Raw genomic sequence first — 16,596 nt, 5'->3', positions numbered from 1 at the left:
GGGGGTGCCCCGCTCGGCAGCATGCCCGAGGTGCTGGGCTACGAGGTCCCGGCCGAGCAGGGCATCGAGATCGTGGTCGACATCCTGCACAGCCCGGTGCTGGTCATCGACACCGCCAACGGCTACTCCGACGGCGAGAGCGAACGGCGGATCGCCGAGGGCGTCCGTCGCGCGGGTGGCCTGCCGGCCGGCCACTGGATCGCGACCAAGGTCGACGGCAAGGACGGCGACTACTCCGGCAACCGGGTCCGGCGCTCCGTCGAGGAGAGCGCCGAGCGCCTGGGTCTCGACCGCTTCCCGCTCGTCTACCTCCACGACCCCGAGTTCGCGCTCGACCAGGGGCTGGACGAGCCGGGCGGGGCCGTGGACGCGCTGATCGGGCTGCGGGACGCGGGCGTGATTGAGCACCTCGGCGTCGCCGGAGGCGACGTCGCGGTGATGAACCGCTTCCTCGACCTGGGTGTGTTCGAGGTGCTGTTGAACCACAACCGCTACACGCTCGTCGACCGCAGCGCCGACGCCCTCTTCGAGCGCGCCGCCGCCGACGGTCTCGGTGTCGTCAACGCGGCCTACCTGGGTGGCGGGCTGCTAGCCAACCCGGACGGTCCCCGTAGCTACGCCTACCGACCCGCGGCCGACGCGACGGTCGAGGCTGCCCTCGCTCTGCGCGAGCTCTGCCGGGCGCATGGCACCGACCTCCCCACGGCGGCCCTGCAGCTCTCGCTGAGAGACCCGCGGATCCACATGTCCGTCGTCGGGTTTACCAAGCGGTCGCGTCTGGACGGCCTGCCGGCCTCGGTCGCGCAGGAGCTGCCGGAGGAGTTCTGGACGGCAGCGGAGGCGCTGCTGCCGGACTCGCGCTACTGGCTGGACCCACCGCAGTGATCAGGGTCGGCATCCTCGGCGCGGCCGGGATCGCTCCGCAGGCCGTCATCGTGCCGGCGCGGCGACGCGACGACCTCGCGGTCACCGCCGTCGCTTCGCGGAACGCGACGACAGCGGCGCGGTACGCGTCCACGCACGCCATCCCCACGTCGTACGGCTCGTACGACGAGCTGCTGCGGTCTAGTGAGATCGACGTGGTCTACGTGGCGTTGCCGCCGTCGGAGCACTTGCGCTGGTCGCTGGTTGCCCTGGCGCACGGCAAGCACGTGCTGTGCGAGAAGCCGGTGACGATGGACGCCGTTGAGGCAGTCGAGCTCGCCGACGCCGCGGAGGCGAGCGGGCTGCACGTCATCGAGGCCTTCCACGATCATTACCACCCGCTCACCGGTCATCTCGCCGACGTGGGTCGCTCCGGCGTGCTTGGCCGACTCACCTCGATCGCGACGTCGTTCACAGCCGACAACCCTTACTTCCCCGGATCGATCCGGCACGTGCCCGCCCTGGGCGGCGGGGCGCTGATGGACCTGGGCTGCTACCCGGTCCACTGGGTCCGCGCCTTCACCGGCGCCGAGCCCTTCGTCGAGTCGGCCACCTACGTCGCCGGCTTCGAGGGGGCCGACGAGAGCATCGAGGCTCGGCTCAGTGTCGGCGACGTCACCGTCGCGCTGTCCGCGAGCATGGCCGCCGGCGTGCCCTTCGCCGCACCCTTCCGGGTCGAGGGCGAGCGCGGCAGCGTCGAGGTCGACAACCTCGTCCTGCCCCACCGCGGTCACCGCGTGACGACCGTCATCGATGGGATCAGCCGCACCCGGACGATCGGCGGCCGGGAGACGTACGACTACCAGCTGGACGCCGTGGCCGACGCCGTGGCGAACAACCGCACGCAGGCGACCGAGGGCGCTGACTTCGTCGCCAACATGACCGTGATCGATGCGATCTACACCGCAGCCGGAGTCCCCCGACCGGCACCCGCTTCCAGTCGAACAGGACCAGCCTGATGACCTCGCCCACCCGGGGAGAACCGGTCTCGTTGTTCAACGGCCGCACCCTCGACGGCTGGCATGCCGTCCCTCGTGTCTACGGCACCGTCTGGCCCGGCGGTCCCCCGCTGGCCGAGGTGTACCCGGTCTTCACGGCCGAGCAGGCTGCGCTCGCCGAGGCGTACCCCGCTCGCTGGGAGGTCGTCGACGGGGCGATCGAGGGGTTCCAGCACCCCGACCACCCTGGCTTCGGTGGCTATCTCGTCAGCGACGACGTGTACGCCGACTTCGAGCTCACCCTTGAGATGAACCCCGACTGGCCAGCTGACACCGGCGTGATGGTTCGTCGCCGCGCCGACAGCTGGCACGGCTTCCAGGTCCTGGTCGACCACCGCAAGTCCGGTTCGATCGGCGGCTTCTACGGCAACGGGCTCGCCGGCTTCCATGGCGTGCCGTACGTGCTCGACGTGTCGCAAGGCCCCGACGGTGCGCCCAGCGGCCTCCAGCTGGAGGACCCGGCCACGACCCTCGAACCCATGACCGCGGACAAGCAGACCGTGCTCGCTCAGACCGGCGACCCGCAGGCGTTCCTGGAGGCCTGGCGGTGGCAGGGTTGGAACGCTCTACGGATCCGCTGCGTGGGGGCTCAACCCGTCATCACCACCTGGGTCAACGACGTGCTCGTCGCCTCGATCGACACCGCGACGATCCGCCACCCGCACTACGACGCCGGTCAGGTCGCAGACTTCCTCGGACCGGCCGGTCACCTCGCGTTCGAGGTGCACGACAACGACCCGTTCTTCGGCGATGCCCGCTGGGCGCGCGGTGCACGCTGCCGCTGGCGCAACATCGTGCTCACGCCGCTCTGAGGCCCGCCGCCGCCACCTCACGATCCGAGGGAACCATGACCAGCATCCACGACCACACGCCCGGCCCCGACCTCCTCGCCGAGGAGCAGACGCTGCGGCTCGACCACGTCGACGAGCTGACGTGCCACCGGATCGGCGCCCAGATCGCGGAGCGGGGACTCCGGGAGGGCCGCAGCGTGGCCGTCGCGGTCTACCTCGGCGAGTGGCTGGTCTACAAGACCATGCTGCCCGGGACCTCGTTGAACAACGACATCGTCATCGACGGCAAGCGGCGCGTCGCGGGCCTCGAAGGACACTCCAGCCTGTGGGCGCGCAACCGTCACCTGGACGCGGGGACGACGTTCGAGGAAGCGACCGGACTGCCACTGCCGGCCTGGGCCCCGTTCGGCGGCGCCGTGCCGCTGGTCACGACCCAGGGCGCGCGCCAAGGTTGGGTCATCGTGTCAGGGATGAGCCAGGAGGACGACCACACCTTCGCCGTCGACGGGATCCGCGCCGCCCAGGAAGCACCAGACCCTGCAGATCCGTCGGCGGTCGACCAGTCCCGCTGAGCGGTGAACCGCCCGCTGGCGCTGCTGGTCGCCGGCACGTTCTTCATGGAGAACCTGGACGCCACGATGATTGCGACCGCCGCACCGGCGATCGCCGCTGACCTGCAGGTCGGCCCGGTGGACGTGAACGCCGCGATGACCGACTACTTCGTGGCTGTGGCCGCCGGACTTCCGGCCAGCGGCTGGCTGAGCGACCGGTTCGGCGCCCGGCGACTCCTGCTCGTCGCGATCGCTCTGTCCATCGTCGCCTCGGCCGTGTGCGCGCTGAGCCTCGACCTGCCCATGCTGGTCGTCGCCCGCGCCGCCCAGGGAGTCGGTGGCGCCCTCATGGTGCCGGTCGGTCGGCTGACCGTCCTCCGGGCGACGTCGAAGACGGAGTTGATCGACGCCATCGCCTACCTCACTTGGCCAGCGCTGCTGGCGCCGGTGGTGGCGCCGTTGCTGGGAGGCTAGATCGTCACTGTCGCCAGCTGGCACTGGATCTTCTTGCTCAACCTCCCCCTGGGGGTCGTCGCCTTCGTCATCGCCGCCCGGGTCGTGCCGCCGAACCGGTCGGCGGTGCCGCCGTTGGACTGGGTGGGCTTCGCGATCTGCGCCGCACTTCTGTTCAGCGTCATGATCGGCGTCGAAGTCGCTCGCCCGTCGAGCAGCGGCGGGATCTCGACCCTTCTGGTGCTCATGCTCCTGGCCGTTGTCGTCGCCGCCGCCACCGCCCGGTGCCGGTTCCGGCGTGCACCGCACCGCTCCTACGGTTCGCCGTCCTGCGGGTCGCCTCATTCCGCGTCACGAACGTCGGCGGCTCCGTCTACCGGACGATCATCAGCGCCGTCCGGTGTCCTGCCGCTCGTGCTGCAGGTGGGGTTCGGCTGGTCCGCTGTGCGGGCCGGCTCGTAGGTCCTGCTCCTGTTCGTCGGGAATCTGCTGATCGAGCCGGCGACCAGCCCGCTGCTGCGCCGCTTCGGCTTCCGCAGAGTGCTGATCGCGAGCATCCTCGGCGCGATGGCGACGCTGATCGCGATCACGTCGTTGCGACCGACGACTGCGGCCGCTCTGATCGGCGCCGTCCTCGTCCTGAGCGGCGTGTTCCGCTCGGCGGGCTTCAGCGCGTACAACTCGCTGCAGTTCGCTGTCATCGACCCCGGTGACCTGGCGACGCCAACACTCTGTCGTCGACCCTGCAACAGGTGGCCGCCGGTCTCGGTGTGGCTGTCGGTGCCCTGCTGCTGCGTTGGTCCGACCGCGCCCTCGGGTCCGCGTCGCCCGCCTCGATCACCTCATATGAGCTCACCTTCCTGCTGCTGACCGTGATCATGCTGCAGCCGCTCGTCCAGGTGCTTCGGCTGCACCCGTCGGCCGGCGGGAGCTCTTTGCTCGCTAAGAGCGTTCGGGAGGGCGGACCAGGAGGGGCACACAGACCCACCCCCGCCCCCGCCACTTTCGGCACCCCCTCGGACTCTCCAGGAGGCGGCCGCCGGGTCAGCGCAGAAGTCGTAGTGATGATCGTGGCTCAAGGTCGAGGACAGGTCAGGTCAGACCCGGTCGAACGCGAGATCATCGCGCCACCAGAATTATGGTGCGCAGACCAGCGGGGCACCACGCACGAGTCCAGGTCTTCGGCCTCACCTCGCTCTGAGCCACGGCGGACGCCGTCAGCGCGCCTACCATCGCGGTCAGGAAGACGGCGATTACACCTACTCCTCCGTGCCCGGCTCCGACTCATTGCAGGATCACCGTGTCGAACGGGAACGGCTGGCCCGCTTAGAGGGCGATCAGACGACAGACAGATTCGTCGTCCCTACGGCACTATCTGCTATACCTCATCGCTAGAGCGTCAATTCTTGCAGCGAGGCGCCGGTACCGAAGTTCACTGTGACGCCGGGTGCCGGGGCGCCACGCTGGCCCGCGTGAGCGCAGGGCGAGCGCGTCGACGGCCTCTTCGGACAGTTCAGGACGCGCAGCGGTGTCGACGACGTAATCGGAGCGTGACCGCGGTGAGCGCCGTGCCCACCTCGGCGAGCTTGTCGATCGTGGTGTTGATGTCCCCCGTCGCGCCCAAGTCCCTGGCCAGCTCGAGCCGCGAGTCGTCGAGGTCGACCGCGATGTTCTGAGTGTGGTTGGCGATGTCTGCGGCCACGATCGCGCGCCAGCACGAGAGCGTTCAAGCCGAGGACGTCCAGGGATCGAACTCCACGCCGGGCTGCAACTCGTTGAGCACGGTTGCCGGCGACGGTTGCAGGACAGCCCACGGGCCACGTCCGGCGCCGCCAGGATATCCATCAGGTCGACCCTTGACCACGGTCACCTGCTCCGCAGCGACACCAAAGTAGAACCCGACTGACACCACGAGTGCTTACCGGACCCTCAGACGCTCGAAGGTCATTGGCCCGAGTCGCTAACTCGCCGTGATCGTGAGATCAGCGAAGAAGGCCTCGGTCCCGATATCGACGAACAGGGCGACGGGTCCGGACCGAACCGGTGCCTTCGTCTCGGCGACCGCCAGCACAACCACGCCGTTGACGCTAACCCGCACGGAGCTCTCGGAGACGGTGAGCACGAGGGTCGTCCAGATGTCCGGAAGCAGGTCGGCCGGTGCTTCGAAGCGGCCGTCGGGATACGCCTCGCGTAGCCGATCGAAGGGCCAGTCCGGGTAGGAGAAGTACTGCACCGCCCGGCGGTTGCGTGGCGCCGGCGGGTTTAGTCCTTGGCCGTTGAGAGGTCGCAGGTACACGCACTCGAACTGATCGACCTCGCCGCTGAGGTGGTAGGCGAGGCCGGCGAAGCCACGTGCGTCCGGAGGTCCCTTGTGGTTGAGCCCGCTGGCGACGTCAACGCTGATCGATCCGACCCCGAAGTCGGTCGGGACGACCAAGAAGGTCGGCTGGTCGACGTAGTCGACCCCTGGGCTCCCGTCGTAGGTGATGGTGTCGGTCAACTCGACCCGCATACAGGTGCGTCCAGCGTGCAGCGCTGGCTCAGCGGTCACTCCGTGTGTCAAAGCCCCGCTCGGCAACTGGTCGAGGGTCCAAGTGGTCACGAGCGGCGCGACCCGGCGAAGAGGTCGACGGCGTCGGCGAGCCTCTCTGCGTCGGCCCCCGTCCCAGGAAGGCGGGCCAGTCGGAGCATCGGGATCTCAAGCAGCATCCGACCCCGACCCGGGTCGACGTGCTGAACCTCCGATCCGGGCCCGATGAGGCGAGGGGCGGGCAGGGCGAGTGGCATGCGGATTCTTCCTCGGGGTCGGGTGTGGGCTGCAGGAGATGTCGAGTGGTTCTTACGTCGGTCCTACTCGGGGAGACCGATCCGCCAACGGGCGATGGCGCTGTCGAGGTAGCGGTCGAACAGGCCGACGAGGTCGACGCGGCTATCAAGCAGCCACTGCAGTTCCAGGCCGTCGAGGACCGCGTAGAACATGGAGGCCTCGGCCCCGATCTGCTCGTCGGTCAGCGGTCCCACCTCACCGGTGTCGCGCGCTTCACTCAGTGCATGGGCTTGCCGTGCAAGCCCGGACGCGTAGCGCTGCTGGATGAAGCGACGGGCCGGGTGGGCGACGTTCGTGGCCTCGGCGGCCATGGTTAAGAACAGCTCGAGGAGGCCGCGGTGCTCCAGGTGGAAGGCCATCAGCTCGCGAAACGCCTCGAACGCCGCGAGGCCGTGCAGGTCGGTGCCGAGGTATTGCGCTCCAGTCTGTTCGGACCAGTCCTCAAGCACCGCCTCGAGAAGACCTTCTTTGCTGCCGAAGTGCTGCAGGAGAGACGCGGGCGTCACCCCGACCCGCTCGGCGATCGTCCGCAGTGAACCACCTACGTAGCCGAGCTCGCCGAAGACCTCCGACGCCTTGGCGACGATCTGCTCACGACGGCGGATCCCGTTGCGGTAGGGGCCGCGGGCGACGGACGGAGTCGACATGACACCACCTGAGGTTTTCTGAGGGAGTCGTTGACGAAACCGTATCAGCCGTTTACTCTTCGTGAATCATGAACGACTGATCACATTGATGACGACCAGTGGGGGCAACGATGCCAAGCACGAGACTCGGGGTGGGGTTCGTCGGGGCAGGTCCCGTGACACAGGCGATCCACCTGCCGACGCTGGCCCGGCTGAGCGACGAGTTCGAGGTCGTGCACGTCGCCGACACCAACGGCGACGTCGCCACGTCGGTCGCCAGCCGGGTCGGGGCGAGGGCCTCGACGTCGGTCGACTCGCTGCTCGACGACCCTCGTGTCGACGTCGTCGCCATCTGCAGCCCGCACCAGTTCCATGCCCCTCAGGTCATCGCGGCCTGCCGGGCCGGCAAGAAGGCCGTGCTCTGCGAGAAGCCGTTCGCGATGTCGGGTGCCGAGGCGCGCGAGATCGCCGAGGTGGCCGCTGAGACCGGGGTGCCGATCGTGGTGGGTGCGATGCACACCTTCGATCCCGGTTGGTCCTCCGTGACAGCGCACTGGGGTTCGTTCGCCGCCGACAGCCACACGATCCGCTCGTCGGTCGTCCTGCCACCCAACCCGCGATTCGAGGACTTCGCCACCGAAGTGATCACGCGACCGTCCCGCTCGGCTGCTGACCTCGACGACCCCGAGGTTCAGGCCGCTCTGGTTCACGCCGGGGTGATGGGCCTGGCGATCCACGACCTCCCGCTGGTTCGGACGATGCTGCCGTCGTTCGACGACCTAGTGGTCCACAGCGCCCATCCACTCACGCCGTTCGGCTACCAGATAGTGCTCACCGCGGGGGGCAAGCGGGTCGTGCTCCACGCCGCGATGTCAGCGACCTGGAAACCGGAGTGGGTGCTCGAGGCCTGGAGCGACAGCTCGGCCCTGCACCTCGAGTTCTCCCCCTCCTACGTCCACGCGGGGTCGGCCGTCGCCACGCTGCGGTCGGCAGAGTCCTCCCAGACCTGGGGACCCGCCACCCACAACGGCTACGAGGGCGAGTGGCGCGAGATCACCGCGATCGTGCGGGATGGGAAGGCACCGCCGCGCACCGCCGAGCTGATCGACGACCTGCGCTTCGCGGTCGCGGTGGCCGACGCCTCGGCCCTGCTGATCCGTTCCGGGCAGCGCGAGAGGGTCCTCGCGTGAGCGCTCCCGTCGTTGTCCACGCGCCCGCCGGGGTCGGTGCGGGGGCCGGGGTCAACGCTGTGCTTTCCTCGCTGCCGCTGTCGTACGCGCCCGGATCCACCGCCGACGGCGGCCTCGTCGTCGTGAGCGGATCGAAGGAGTGGCCGGCCGCGGCCGCTGCTGCGCTCGACGCCGGCGCCTCGGCTGTCGTCGTGGTGCATCCGAGCCCGGCTGATGTCTCGGCTCTCCAAGCCCGGCAGGGCCTCGTGGTGCTGGACTCGGCCTGGGCGGCAAACCCGATCATCGCGTCAGCTTCCGCGACGTTCACCGCAGCACTTCCCCGGGCCTGCCGCCTCGAGCTTCAGACGATTTCTCGGGTCGGAACTGCTCTGGAGGCCGCGCTGCTCGACCAGCTCGCCCTGGTCCGCACGCTGATCGGGCCAATGAGCGAGGTCAGGCTGCTGACCTGGTCGCTTCACGGTTACGCCGCCGAGGGTTTTGCCGCAGGCCACCCGGTCGACCTCGAACTGGTCTGCACCGGTGCTGTCGCCGAGGGCGCCTGGGTCCGACTGCTCACCGACGACGGAAGCGTGGAGCTGAGCATCCCGAGCGGAGTCACCGCTCAGCCCGCACGGCTCTGCATGACCGACCCGCACGGCGCGACGCTCGCGCCGACCTTGTACGAGTCCGGGCACCGCGCTACCTGGCGCCGGGTCCGGACCCTGCTGTCCACCCAGTCCGCCGCTGACGACCTCGACGACTTCGCGTCCGACAGGGAGACGGCCCGAACCGCTTTCCAGATCGACGAGGACTAGGCCTCGAGCCTCCTAGCACCTTCCACCCTCAACGAAGAGCCGCCCGCGACCGGGCGCATGCAGAAGGAGCAGAACATGACTGGATCTACCTCGCGTTCGATGGGTCGTCGCGGTTTCTTGGGGCTCGCGGCCGCGGCGGCCGCCGTGCCCACCCTGGCCGCGTGCAACGTGTCCGGGTCGAGCAACACCGGTAGCGCCGGCGGCAGCTCGGACCCGGTCAAGTTCTGGGACCAGCCGTGGGCGACGACGGCGTACAACGACCTCGGCAAGAAGATCACCGAGGCATTCGTCCCCTCGGGGATGAGCAACAAGGCCTCGTACCAGGTGATCCCGTGGAACAACTTCTACCAGACCTACGCCTCGGCCATCGCGTCCGGCACGGGGCCCGCGGTCTCCACCGGCGGGGGGTTCCAGCCGTTCCAGTTCGCCGAGCAGGGTGCGATCGCGTACGCCGACAACCTGCTGACCAGCTGGAAGTCCAACGGCATGTACGACGACTACCTGCCGGGCATCGCCGAGGCCAACAAGACCGACAACGGGATCGCCGCCGTGCCCTGGCAGCTGGACGCGCGCGTCATGTGGGCCAACACCAAGCTGCTGGACCAGGCCGGGGCCGACGTGCCGACCGACTTCGACTCCCTGCTCAAGGCGGGCCTCGCGCTGAAGAAGATCGGCGTCTCCGGCTTCGCCACCGGCGCCGGTGCCGGGAACAACCTCGGCTCGCACACCATGGTCGCCATGATGATCATGAACGGTGGGGGGTTGTTCACCGAGGACGGCACGCCGGCCTGCGTGACGGACCGCAACATCGAGGCCATGGACTTCGTCAAGCAGCTGGCGAACGAGGGGATCATCGACGCGGGTGCGGTCAGCTACACGTCGGACAACCTGAACAACCAGTGGAGCACGAAGAAGGCCGGGATCGGGATCAACACCGCCGGGCTCGACGCGTCGGCGGCCGCGGTGAAGGGCGACATCGAGGTCATCTCGCCGCTCGCCGGACCGCACGGCGACAAGGCCACCCTGTACTTCGTGAACAGCGTGATGATGTACACCAAGACGCCGTCCCAGGCCGCGTCGGAGGCGTTCGTCACGTACTACCTCCAGAACATCCACCAGTACTGGGACTCCGGCCAGATCAACGGCGTCCCGGTGCTCAAGTCGATCGCCACCTCCGAGGCGGTCACCAAGAACGCGAACCTGGCCAAGGCCACCAAGGAGTACGTCCCGCTCGGCAAGACCTACGCAGCGACCGGCACGAAGCTGTTCGCAGGGCTGGCCTCGGTCGACGGCGGGCAGGCGCTGACCCAGTTCGCGCAGACGATGCTACAGGGCAAGACCGACTCCAAGACGGCGCTGACCGCTCTGCAGTCCGGTATCGAGCAGGCGATCAAGTGACCCGGCGGCGTCTTGCGGACGGGAGCTAGGTCATGGCGACCACCACCGGTCTCAGGCGGGCCGCCACGGGGGTCGGTGTCGCCGGTCCAGGTGCGCCCCTCCACCACGGCAAGAACAAGCAGCTGTCCCGCGGGGCGATCACGATGGTGCTGCTGGTCGCGCCGTCGGTGGTCCTGCTCCTGCTGATCAACGCCTACCCGCTGATCTACGCCGCGAACCAGTCGCTGCACAAGGGCTCGCTGATCATCACCGGGAAGTTCGTCGGGTTCGCCAACTACACCGACGTCCTGACCCGGCCGGCCTTCTGGCAGGCGGCCCGCTTCACCCTGATCTTCACGCTGGTCGGGGTGTTCGGCAGCTGGCTGATCGGGCTGGCGCTCGCCCTGCTCCTGCGCACCCGGATCCCCGGGGGCACGGTGTTCAAGGTGTTGCTGATGCTGCCGTGGGTGGTGCCCATCGTGGTGTCGTCGACGGCGTGGAACTGGCTCGTCGCGACCCCGAGCAGCCCGGTCCCGGCGCTGGCCGAGCGTCTCGGCTTCGGTCAGCTGCTGTTCCTCGCCGACCCCACGCTCGCCGCGATCACCGTCTGCGTCTTCAAGGTCTGGGTCAGCTTTCCGTTCATGATGCTGATGACCTCGGCCGCGCTCGCCTCGGTCGACACGACCGTCTACGAGGCGGCGAACATGGACGGCGCCACCAAGTGGCAGCAGCTCACCCAGATCACGTTGCCGATCGTCAGCCGGTCGACGTACATCAGCTGGATCCTCATGACGATCTTCTGCGTCAACGACTTCCCCACCATCTTCCTGCTCACCGGTGGCGGACCTGTCACGGCGACGTCGTCGCTGGTCGTGCTGGCCTACCGCACCGTCTTCCAGGACTTCCAGACCGGGCCCGGGGTGGCCATCGCGTTCCTGATGACCATCGTCCTGGTGATCATCTCCACCGTCCTCTACCGCCAGATCCGAAAGGGTGAGACCGCATGACCGCGCTCGAGGTCGGCGGGCACCCCGCCGTGGTCCCCGTCAAGGAGCTCACCGTCAAGGGAAGCGCCGAACCGGGCACGAAGGGACAGTGGGGGCGCTTCAGCCTCCTCCTGGTCATCACGGTCGTGGTGCTGATCCCGATCTACGTGACGTTGTTCCTCTCCATCCGGCCAGGATCGTTCAGCACCAGCAGCAGCTTCTTCACGCTGGGGAACTTCTCCTACATCTTCGCCAGCTCCGACGTCCTGACCTGGCTGGTCAACAGCCTCGGCGTCACCGTCGTGACCGTCCTGATCTCGGTCGCCGTGGCGGCGCCAGCCGGTTACGTCCTCTCGCGCGGACGCAGCAGGGCCGTCGCCGGATACTCCCTGCTGCTGTTCATCATCCAGTCGCTGCCGATCATCACGGCCGTCATCCCGCTCTTCATCCTGTTTGCGAAGATCGGGCTGGCCGACAACCTCATCGGTCTGGTCATCGTCTACGTCGGCTCCACGATGTCGGTCGCGACCTGGATGATGGCGGCCTACTTCGACTCCATCCCGCACACCCTCGAAGAGGCAGCCTGGGTGGACGGGGCGTCGGTCTTCGGCGGGTTCGTCCGCATCATCCTGCGCAACTCCCTGCCGGGGATCCTGTCGACGGCGATCTTCGCGTTCCTGGTGGCGTGGAACGACTATCTCGTCGCGCTGGTCTTCCTCAAGTCCAGCAACGTCTTCACCCTCCCGGTCGGGCTGCAGAGCTTCTTCCAGCAGAACGCCACCGACTGGGGCTCCGTCATGGCGGTCTCCGTCGTGATGCTCCTCCCCCCGACGGTCCTGTTCGCGGTGCTGAACAAGTACTTCAGCGTCGGGGGCATCGGCGGCTCGCTCGCCGGCCGCTGAGCCCGACCACGCTGGGCCCGCGTCACCGCGCGGGCCCGGTCGTCCCGGCGAACCTCCATGCCGACCTCGATCTCCAGCTCCACCAGACCCTGAGGACTCATCTCCTATGAGCAGCTACCGTGTCGGCCTCAACCCCCTTCCCTGGGTGCTGACCGCCGACGGCTTCGACCTCAGTGTGCCGATCCTGCGAACGGCCTTCGCCGAGATCGCCACCACCCCCTTCACCGGGATCCATGCCGACCCTCCCGCGGACCTCGACGCGAACGGGTACGCCGCCCTGCTGGCGGAGTTCGGCCTGCGCCCAGCGCCGGGCTACTTCGCCCGGCACTTCGCCGCTGACGACCCCGGCGAGATCGTGGAGGCGGCGAAGCGGCACGCCGCCGTCCAGGCCGCGCTCGGCAACACCGAGGTCTTCATCGCCGACCACCTCTCCGAGCTGCGCCGAGCCGAGCCAGCGGTCGGAACCGGCTTCGACGCAGCGACCCTGGACCGGGTGATCGACCGGCTCGGGCAGGCGGCCGAGGCCATCACCGCTGAGGGGGTGCGGCCCGCGCTCCACCCGCACGTCGGCAGCTGGATCGAGGTGGAGTCTGAGGTCCGCGCCGCCCTCGACGGGATCCCGGCCTCGGTCCTGGGCTTCGGGCCGGACACCGGCCACCTCAGCTGGGCGGGGATGGACGCCGTCGCCGTCATGACGGACTACGCCGACCGCATAGCGGCGGTGCACCTGAAAGACGTCCACCTCGACCAGGCCCACGCCGCCCGCGAGGCGGGCGCCGACTACACCCAGGCGACCCGCGTCGACTTCACTGTCTGGACCGAGCCGGGCCGCGGCGACGTGCAGCTGGAGAAGGCCATCGGCGCACTGCCGGACGCCTTCGCAGGCTGGCTGATCGTCGAGGTCGACGTCCCCGAGGCCCCCACCAACCTGGAATCCACCCAGATCTCGGGTCGCTGGGTCGCCGAGCACCTCGGCGCGGACACGTTCTCCCGCGGTCGGGCGTGACCAGCGGTTCGGGCCGAGGCGGGCGGGACCGCCCGCTGCGGGTTGCCGTCCTGGGGGCCGGGATGATCGGTGAGGTGCACCGCCGGGCGGTGCTGCTGGCCGGGGCGGATCTCGTCGGGGTGCTGGCATCGAGTCCCGAGCGGTCCCGCGAAGTGGCCGCGAGCTGGGGCGTCGCCACCGCGTACGAGGACCTCGCGCAGGTGGCGGCCTCCGACGTCGACGTGGTGCATGTCTGCACCCCGAACGCGTCGCACGTCCCGTACGCGGTGGAGCTGATGCGGGCCGGGAAGCACGTGGTCTGCGAGAAACCCCTCGGGGTCAGCGTGGCCGACGCCGAGCAGGCCGCAGCGGTAGCGGCCGAGACCGGCATGGTCAACACGATGCCGTTCACCTATCGCTTCCACCCCATGGCGCGCGAGCTGCGGGCGGTCGTCGGCGACGCCGGCTTCGGCGCTGTGAACCTGGTCCACGGGAGCTATCTCCAGGACTGGATGCTGTCCCCGACCTCGACCAGCTGGCGGGTCGACCCGGTGCTCGGCGGCCCGTCACGGGCGTTCGGCGACATCGGTTCGCACTGGTGCGACCTGGCCGAGTGGGTGACCGGGGACCGGATCGCGTCGCTGGTCGCCACCACCTCGATCAGCATCCCGCAGCGGCCGGCCGCGACCGCCGCCAGCTTCAGCGCGACGGCGCCCGACACCGGAGCGGATGCTCCGCTGGTCGACGTCGAGACCGAGGACAGCGCCCTGATCCTCTTCCGCACCGTCGGTGGTGTCGCGGGCTCGGCGGTCATCTCCCAGCTCGCCGCCGGACGCAAGAACCGGCTCTGGCTCGAGGTCGACGGCGGGCGGCGCAGCGCGGTGTTCGACCAGGAGGACGCCGAGCATCTGTGGGTCGGTGCCGAGGACGGCGCCACCGTGCTCAACCGCGACCCGAACCACGGCTCGGCCGAGCAGCGACGGCTCTCCTCGCTGCCCGCCGGCCACGCGCAGGGCTACGCCCAGTGCTTCGAGAGCTTCGTCGCCGACACGTACGCGGTGATCCGCGGCGAGACCCGCGACGGGCTACCCACCTTCGCCGACGGCCTCCGCGCCGCCCGGATCTGCGACGCCACGCTCACCTCCGCCCGGACCGGCGGATGGGTCGACGTAGCCGGGATGGAACCGAGATGAGGACGACCATGAGAGAAGCCACCGGTCGCGCCGAGGCCCAGCAGGCCCGGCCCGTGACGCTGTTCACCGGGCAGTGGGCCGACCTGCCGTTCACCGAGGTGTGCCGGCTGGCGTCGGAGTGGGGCTACGACGGTCTCGAGATCGCCTGCTGGGGCGACCACTTTGACGTCGCCCGCGCCGCCGAAGACGACGCCTACGTCGCCGAGCGCCGCGACATTCTCGCCTCCTACGGTCTGGGCTGCTGGGCGATCTCGAACCACCTGAACGGCCAGGCTGTCTGCGAAGCGATCATCGACTCGCGCTACCAGCAGATGGTCCACCCCCGCGTCTGGGGCGACGGCGACCCCGAGGGGGTCCGGCGGCGCGCGGCCGAGGAGATGAAGACGACAGCCCGGGCGGCCGCCGCTTTCGGGGTCGACACCGTCGTCGGCTTCACCGGCTCCGCGATCTGGCACTACGTCGCCATGTTCCCGCCGGTCGCCGACGAGGTGATCACGGCGGGCTACACCGACTTCGCCGACCGCTGGAACCCGATCATCGACGTCTTCGACGAGGTCGGCGTCCGGTTCGCCCACGAGGTGCACCCCAGCGAGATCGCGTACGACTACTGGTCGACCGTAGCGACGCTGGACGCCATCGGCCACCGACCCGGCTTCGGTTTGAACTTCGACCCCTCCCACATGGTCTGGCAGGAGCTGGACTACGTCGGGTTCCTCTGGGACTTCCGCGACCGGATCTACCACGTCGACTGCAAGGACACCAAGGTCCGGATGCACAACGGCCGCAACGGCCGTCTCGGCTCGCACTTGCCCTGGGCCGACCCGCGAAGAGGCTGGGACTTCATCTCGACCGGTCGCGGCGACACCCGCTGGGAGGACATCTTCCGCATGCTCAACCACATCGGCTACACCGGCGCGATCTCCATCGAGTGGGAGGACGCCGGCATGGATCGGCTAGACGGTGCCCCGGAGGCTCTGGGGCTCGTACGCCAGCTGAACGCGATCACCCCCTCCGCGGCCTCGTTCGACGCCGCGTTCGCCACCCGCGACCACACGCCCGACGACGACGGAGCCTGACGACCACATGACCAGCACCACACCCGACGACCGTGGCTTTATGAGCCTGTTCGACGGCCGCACCCTGAGCGGTTGGCACGCCGCACCCCGGAGCTACGGCTCGCTGTGGCCCGGCGGGCCCGGCATCAGGACCGCGCTGCCCGAGCTCCCGCCGGATTACGACGCGCTGGCCAACGCCCACCCGGCGCACTGGGAGGTCGTGGACGGCGCTATCGAGGGCTTCCAGGACCCGGCGCTGGCCGGCTACGGCGGTTACCTAGTGTCCGACCAGAGCTACACCGACTTCGAGCTGGAGCTCGAGATGAGGCCTGACTGGCCGGCCGACACCGGCGTGATGCTCCGGCGACGCCCCGACAGCTGGCACGGCCTCCAGGTCCTGGTCGACCACCGCAAGTCCGGCTCGATCGGTGGCTTCTTCGGCAACGGCATCGGCAGCTTCCACGCCGTCCCGTTCGTCCTCGACGTCGCCCACGGCGGCGACGGACGCCCCGTCCGTCTGGTCGTCGAGGATCCTGGCACAAGCCTCGAGCCGATGACGCCGGACAAGCCCGCCATGCTGACCCGCCGCGGTGACCCGCAGGAGTTCCTCGAACACTGGCGCTTCGAGGACTGGAACAGCCTGCGGATCCGCTGCGTCGGCGACCGGCCGACGGTGACGACCTGGGTGAACGACGTCCTCGTCGCCGAGATCGACCTCGCGACACTGCAGGTCCCCCACTACGACGCCGACGAGGTCGCAGGCTTCCTGGGACGGTCCGGGCACCTCGCACTCGAGGTCCACGACAACGACCCGCGCTTCGGCGAAGGCCGGTGGGGACGCGGCGCCCGGTGCCGCTGGCGCAACATCGCGATCAAGGAGCTGTTCACCAACAGCTGACCGCCCACTGCCGACCACCCGAGCCCACCAGGACGACGAGGATCTC

General features: G+C 69.1%; 19 protein-coding genes. 14 read left to right on the top strand and 5 right to left on the bottom strand.

Translation table 11 applies throughout. From position 1 onward, the window contains the following. The first annotated feature begins 21 nt into the window (after nt 1-21). The 5 genes from FHX39_RS06865 to FHX39_RS20620 are packed head-to-tail and all read left to right on the top strand — an operon-like array spanning nt 22 to nt 3,738. Complete coding sequence (locus FHX39_RS06865) at nt 22-885, top strand: aldo/keto reductase (RefSeq protein ID WP_183337377.1); 864 nt, start codon at nt 22-24, stop codon at nt 883-885. Continuing rightward, complete coding sequence (locus FHX39_RS06860; RefSeq protein WP_183337376.1) at nt 882-1,883, top strand: Gfo/Idh/MocA family protein; 1,002 nt, start codon at nt 882-884, stop codon at nt 1,881-1,883. Before FHX39_RS06865 ends, FHX39_RS06860 begins: the two co-directional genes overlap by 4 nt. Further along, complete coding sequence (locus FHX39_RS06855; RefSeq protein ID WP_183337375.1) at nt 1,883-2,734, top strand: 3-keto-disaccharide hydrolase; 852 nt, start codon at nt 1,883-1,885, stop codon at nt 2,732-2,734. The genes FHX39_RS06860 and FHX39_RS06855 overlap by 1 nt, the downstream gene beginning before the upstream one ends. A gap of 35 nt (nt 2,735-2,769) precedes the next feature. Beyond that, a complete protein-coding gene (locus FHX39_RS06850) occupies nt 2,770-3,285 on the top strand; it encodes a heme-binding protein (protein ID WP_183337374.1) in 516 nt (171 codons plus the stop codon). Between the two features lie 3 nt (nt 3,286-3,288). Continuing rightward, nucleotides 3,289-3,738 (top strand): MFS transporter, encoded by a 450-nt coding sequence (locus FHX39_RS20620; protein ID WP_198423286.1) that lies wholly within the window; start codon nt 3,289-3,291, stop codon nt 3,736-3,738. Here the strand turns inward: FHX39_RS20620 and FHX39_RS20615 are convergent. The 5 genes from FHX39_RS20615 to FHX39_RS06835 form a co-directional block, all read right to left on the bottom strand. Further along, nucleotides 3,735-3,965, bottom strand: coding sequence for a hypothetical protein (locus FHX39_RS20615; protein ID WP_198423285.1), 231 nt, complete (start codon nt 3,963-3,965; stop codon nt 3,735-3,737). The genes FHX39_RS20620 and FHX39_RS20615 overlap by 4 nt on opposite strands. Before the next feature lie 93 nt (nt 3,966-4,058). Then, nucleotides 4,059-4,418, bottom strand: coding sequence for a hypothetical protein (locus FHX39_RS20610; RefSeq protein WP_198423284.1), 360 nt, complete (start codon nt 4,416-4,418; stop codon nt 4,059-4,061). Nucleotides 4,419-5,230: 812 nt separating this feature from the next. Continuing rightward, nucleotides 5,231-5,419, bottom strand: coding sequence for a hypothetical protein (locus tag FHX39_RS20605; protein ID WP_198423283.1), 189 nt, complete (start codon nt 5,417-5,419; stop codon nt 5,231-5,233). Between the two features lie 258 nt (nt 5,420-5,677). Next, complete coding sequence (locus FHX39_RS06840) at nt 5,678-6,319, bottom strand: hypothetical protein (RefSeq protein ID WP_183337373.1); 642 nt, start codon at nt 6,317-6,319, stop codon at nt 5,678-5,680. Between the two features lie 248 nt (nt 6,320-6,567). After that, complete coding sequence (locus tag FHX39_RS06835; protein WP_183337372.1) at nt 6,568-7,191, bottom strand: TetR/AcrR family transcriptional regulator; 624 nt, start codon at nt 7,189-7,191, stop codon at nt 6,568-6,570. Nucleotides 7,192-7,301: 110 nt separating this feature from the next. On the opposite strand from FHX39_RS06835, the gene FHX39_RS06830 reads away from it, so the two are divergent. The 9 genes from FHX39_RS06830 to FHX39_RS06790 all read left to right on the top strand — a co-directional run bounded on the left by FHX39_RS06830 (nt 7,302) and on the right by FHX39_RS06790 (nt 16,550). Beyond that, a complete protein-coding gene (locus FHX39_RS06830; RefSeq protein WP_183337371.1) occupies nt 7,302-8,360 on the top strand; it encodes a Gfo/Idh/MocA family protein in 1,059 nt (352 codons plus the stop codon). Beyond that, nucleotides 8,357-9,154, top strand: a complete 798-nt coding sequence (locus FHX39_RS06825; RefSeq protein WP_183337370.1) for a hypothetical protein — start codon at nt 8,357-8,359, stop codon at nt 9,152-9,154. Before FHX39_RS06830 ends, FHX39_RS06825 begins: the two co-directional genes overlap by 4 nt. Before the next feature lie 75 nt (nt 9,155-9,229). After that, entirely contained in the window at nt 9,230-10,552 is a 1,323-nt protein-coding gene (locus tag FHX39_RS06820) for an ABC transporter substrate-binding protein (protein ID WP_183337369.1), read from the top strand. A 32-nt stretch (nt 10,553-10,584) separates the two neighbouring features. Further along, nucleotides 10,585-11,538, top strand: a complete 954-nt coding sequence (locus tag FHX39_RS06815; protein WP_183337368.1) for a carbohydrate ABC transporter permease — start codon at nt 10,585-10,587, stop codon at nt 11,536-11,538. After that, nucleotides 11,535-12,419, top strand: a complete 885-nt coding sequence (locus tag FHX39_RS06810) for a carbohydrate ABC transporter permease (protein WP_183337367.1) — start codon at nt 11,535-11,537, stop codon at nt 12,417-12,419. The genes FHX39_RS06815 and FHX39_RS06810 overlap by 4 nt, the downstream gene beginning before the upstream one ends. 106 nt (nt 12,420-12,525) lie before the next feature. Then, entirely contained in the window at nt 12,526-13,425 is a 900-nt protein-coding gene (locus FHX39_RS06805) for a sugar phosphate isomerase/epimerase family protein (RefSeq protein WP_183337366.1), read from the top strand. Continuing rightward, nucleotides 13,422-14,597, top strand: coding sequence for a Gfo/Idh/MocA family protein (locus FHX39_RS06800; protein WP_332836704.1), 1,176 nt, complete (start codon nt 13,422-13,424; stop codon nt 14,595-14,597). Before FHX39_RS06805 ends, FHX39_RS06800 begins: the two co-directional genes overlap by 4 nt. Before the next feature lie 8 nt (nt 14,598-14,605). Further along, the gene (locus FHX39_RS06795) at nt 14,606-15,673 is read left to right on the top strand and encodes a sugar phosphate isomerase/epimerase family protein (RefSeq protein ID WP_183337364.1); all 1,068 of its coding nucleotides are present in this window, start codon (nt 14,606-14,608) and stop codon (nt 15,671-15,673) included. A 40-nt stretch (nt 15,674-15,713) separates the two neighbouring features. Continuing rightward, the gene (locus FHX39_RS06790) at nt 15,714-16,550 is read left to right on the top strand and encodes a 3-keto-disaccharide hydrolase (RefSeq protein ID WP_198423281.1); all 837 of its coding nucleotides are present in this window, start codon (nt 15,714-15,716) and stop codon (nt 16,548-16,550) included. Nucleotides 16,551-16,596 lie beyond the last annotated feature (46 nt).

Origin of the sequence: Microlunatus antarcticus (assembly GCF_014193425.1) — a bacterium.
Taxonomy (GTDB): domain Bacteria; phylum Actinomycetota; class Actinomycetes; order Propionibacteriales; family Propionibacteriaceae; genus Microlunatus; species Microlunatus antarcticus.
The sequence above is the reverse complement of the archived record's forward strand: the minus strand, read 5'-3'. Positions and strand labels throughout refer to the sequence as shown.

What these genes read in the sequence shown, in the direction of transcription:
- FHX39_RS06865 (WP_183337377.1), top strand. Translation starts at nt 22, where the DNA reads ATGCCCGAGGTGCTGGGCTACGAGGTCCCGGCCGAGCAGGGCATCGAG.
- FHX39_RS06855 (WP_183337375.1), top strand. Translation starts at nt 1,883, where the DNA reads ATGACCTCGCCCACCCGGGGAGAACCGGTCTCGTTGTTCAACGGCCGC.
- FHX39_RS06850 (WP_183337374.1), top strand. Translation starts at nt 2,770, where the DNA reads ATGACCAGCATCCACGACCACACGCCCGGCCCCGACCTCCTCGCCGAG.
- FHX39_RS20615 (WP_198423285.1), bottom strand. Translation starts at nt 3,965, where the DNA reads ATGAGCACCAGAAGGGTCGAGATCCCGCCGCTGCTCGACGGGCGAGCG.
- FHX39_RS20610 (WP_198423284.1), bottom strand. Translation starts at nt 4,418, where the DNA reads ATGACAGCGAACTGCAGCGAGTTGTACGCGCTGAAGCCCGCCGAGCGG.
- FHX39_RS06835 (WP_183337372.1), bottom strand. Translation starts at nt 7,191, where the DNA reads ATGTCGACTCCGTCCGTCGCCCGCGGCCCCTACCGCAACGGGATCCGC.
- FHX39_RS06830 (WP_183337371.1), top strand. Translation starts at nt 7,302, where the DNA reads ATGCCAAGCACGAGACTCGGGGTGGGGTTCGTCGGGGCAGGTCCCGTG.
- FHX39_RS06820 (WP_183337369.1), top strand. Translation starts at nt 9,230, where the DNA reads ATGACTGGATCTACCTCGCGTTCGATGGGTCGTCGCGGTTTCTTGGGG.
- FHX39_RS06815 (WP_183337368.1), top strand. Translation starts at nt 10,585, where the DNA reads ATGGCGACCACCACCGGTCTCAGGCGGGCCGCCACGGGGGTCGGTGTC.
- FHX39_RS06810 (WP_183337367.1), top strand. Translation starts at nt 11,535, where the DNA reads ATGACCGCGCTCGAGGTCGGCGGGCACCCCGCCGTGGTCCCCGTCAAG.
- FHX39_RS06805 (WP_183337366.1), top strand. Translation starts at nt 12,526, where the DNA reads ATGAGCAGCTACCGTGTCGGCCTCAACCCCCTTCCCTGGGTGCTGACC.
- FHX39_RS06795 (WP_183337364.1), top strand. Translation starts at nt 14,606, where the DNA reads ATGAGAGAAGCCACCGGTCGCGCCGAGGCCCAGCAGGCCCGGCCCGTG.
- FHX39_RS06790 (WP_198423281.1), top strand. Translation starts at nt 15,714, where the DNA reads ATGAGCCTGTTCGACGGCCGCACCCTGAGCGGTTGGCACGCCGCACCC.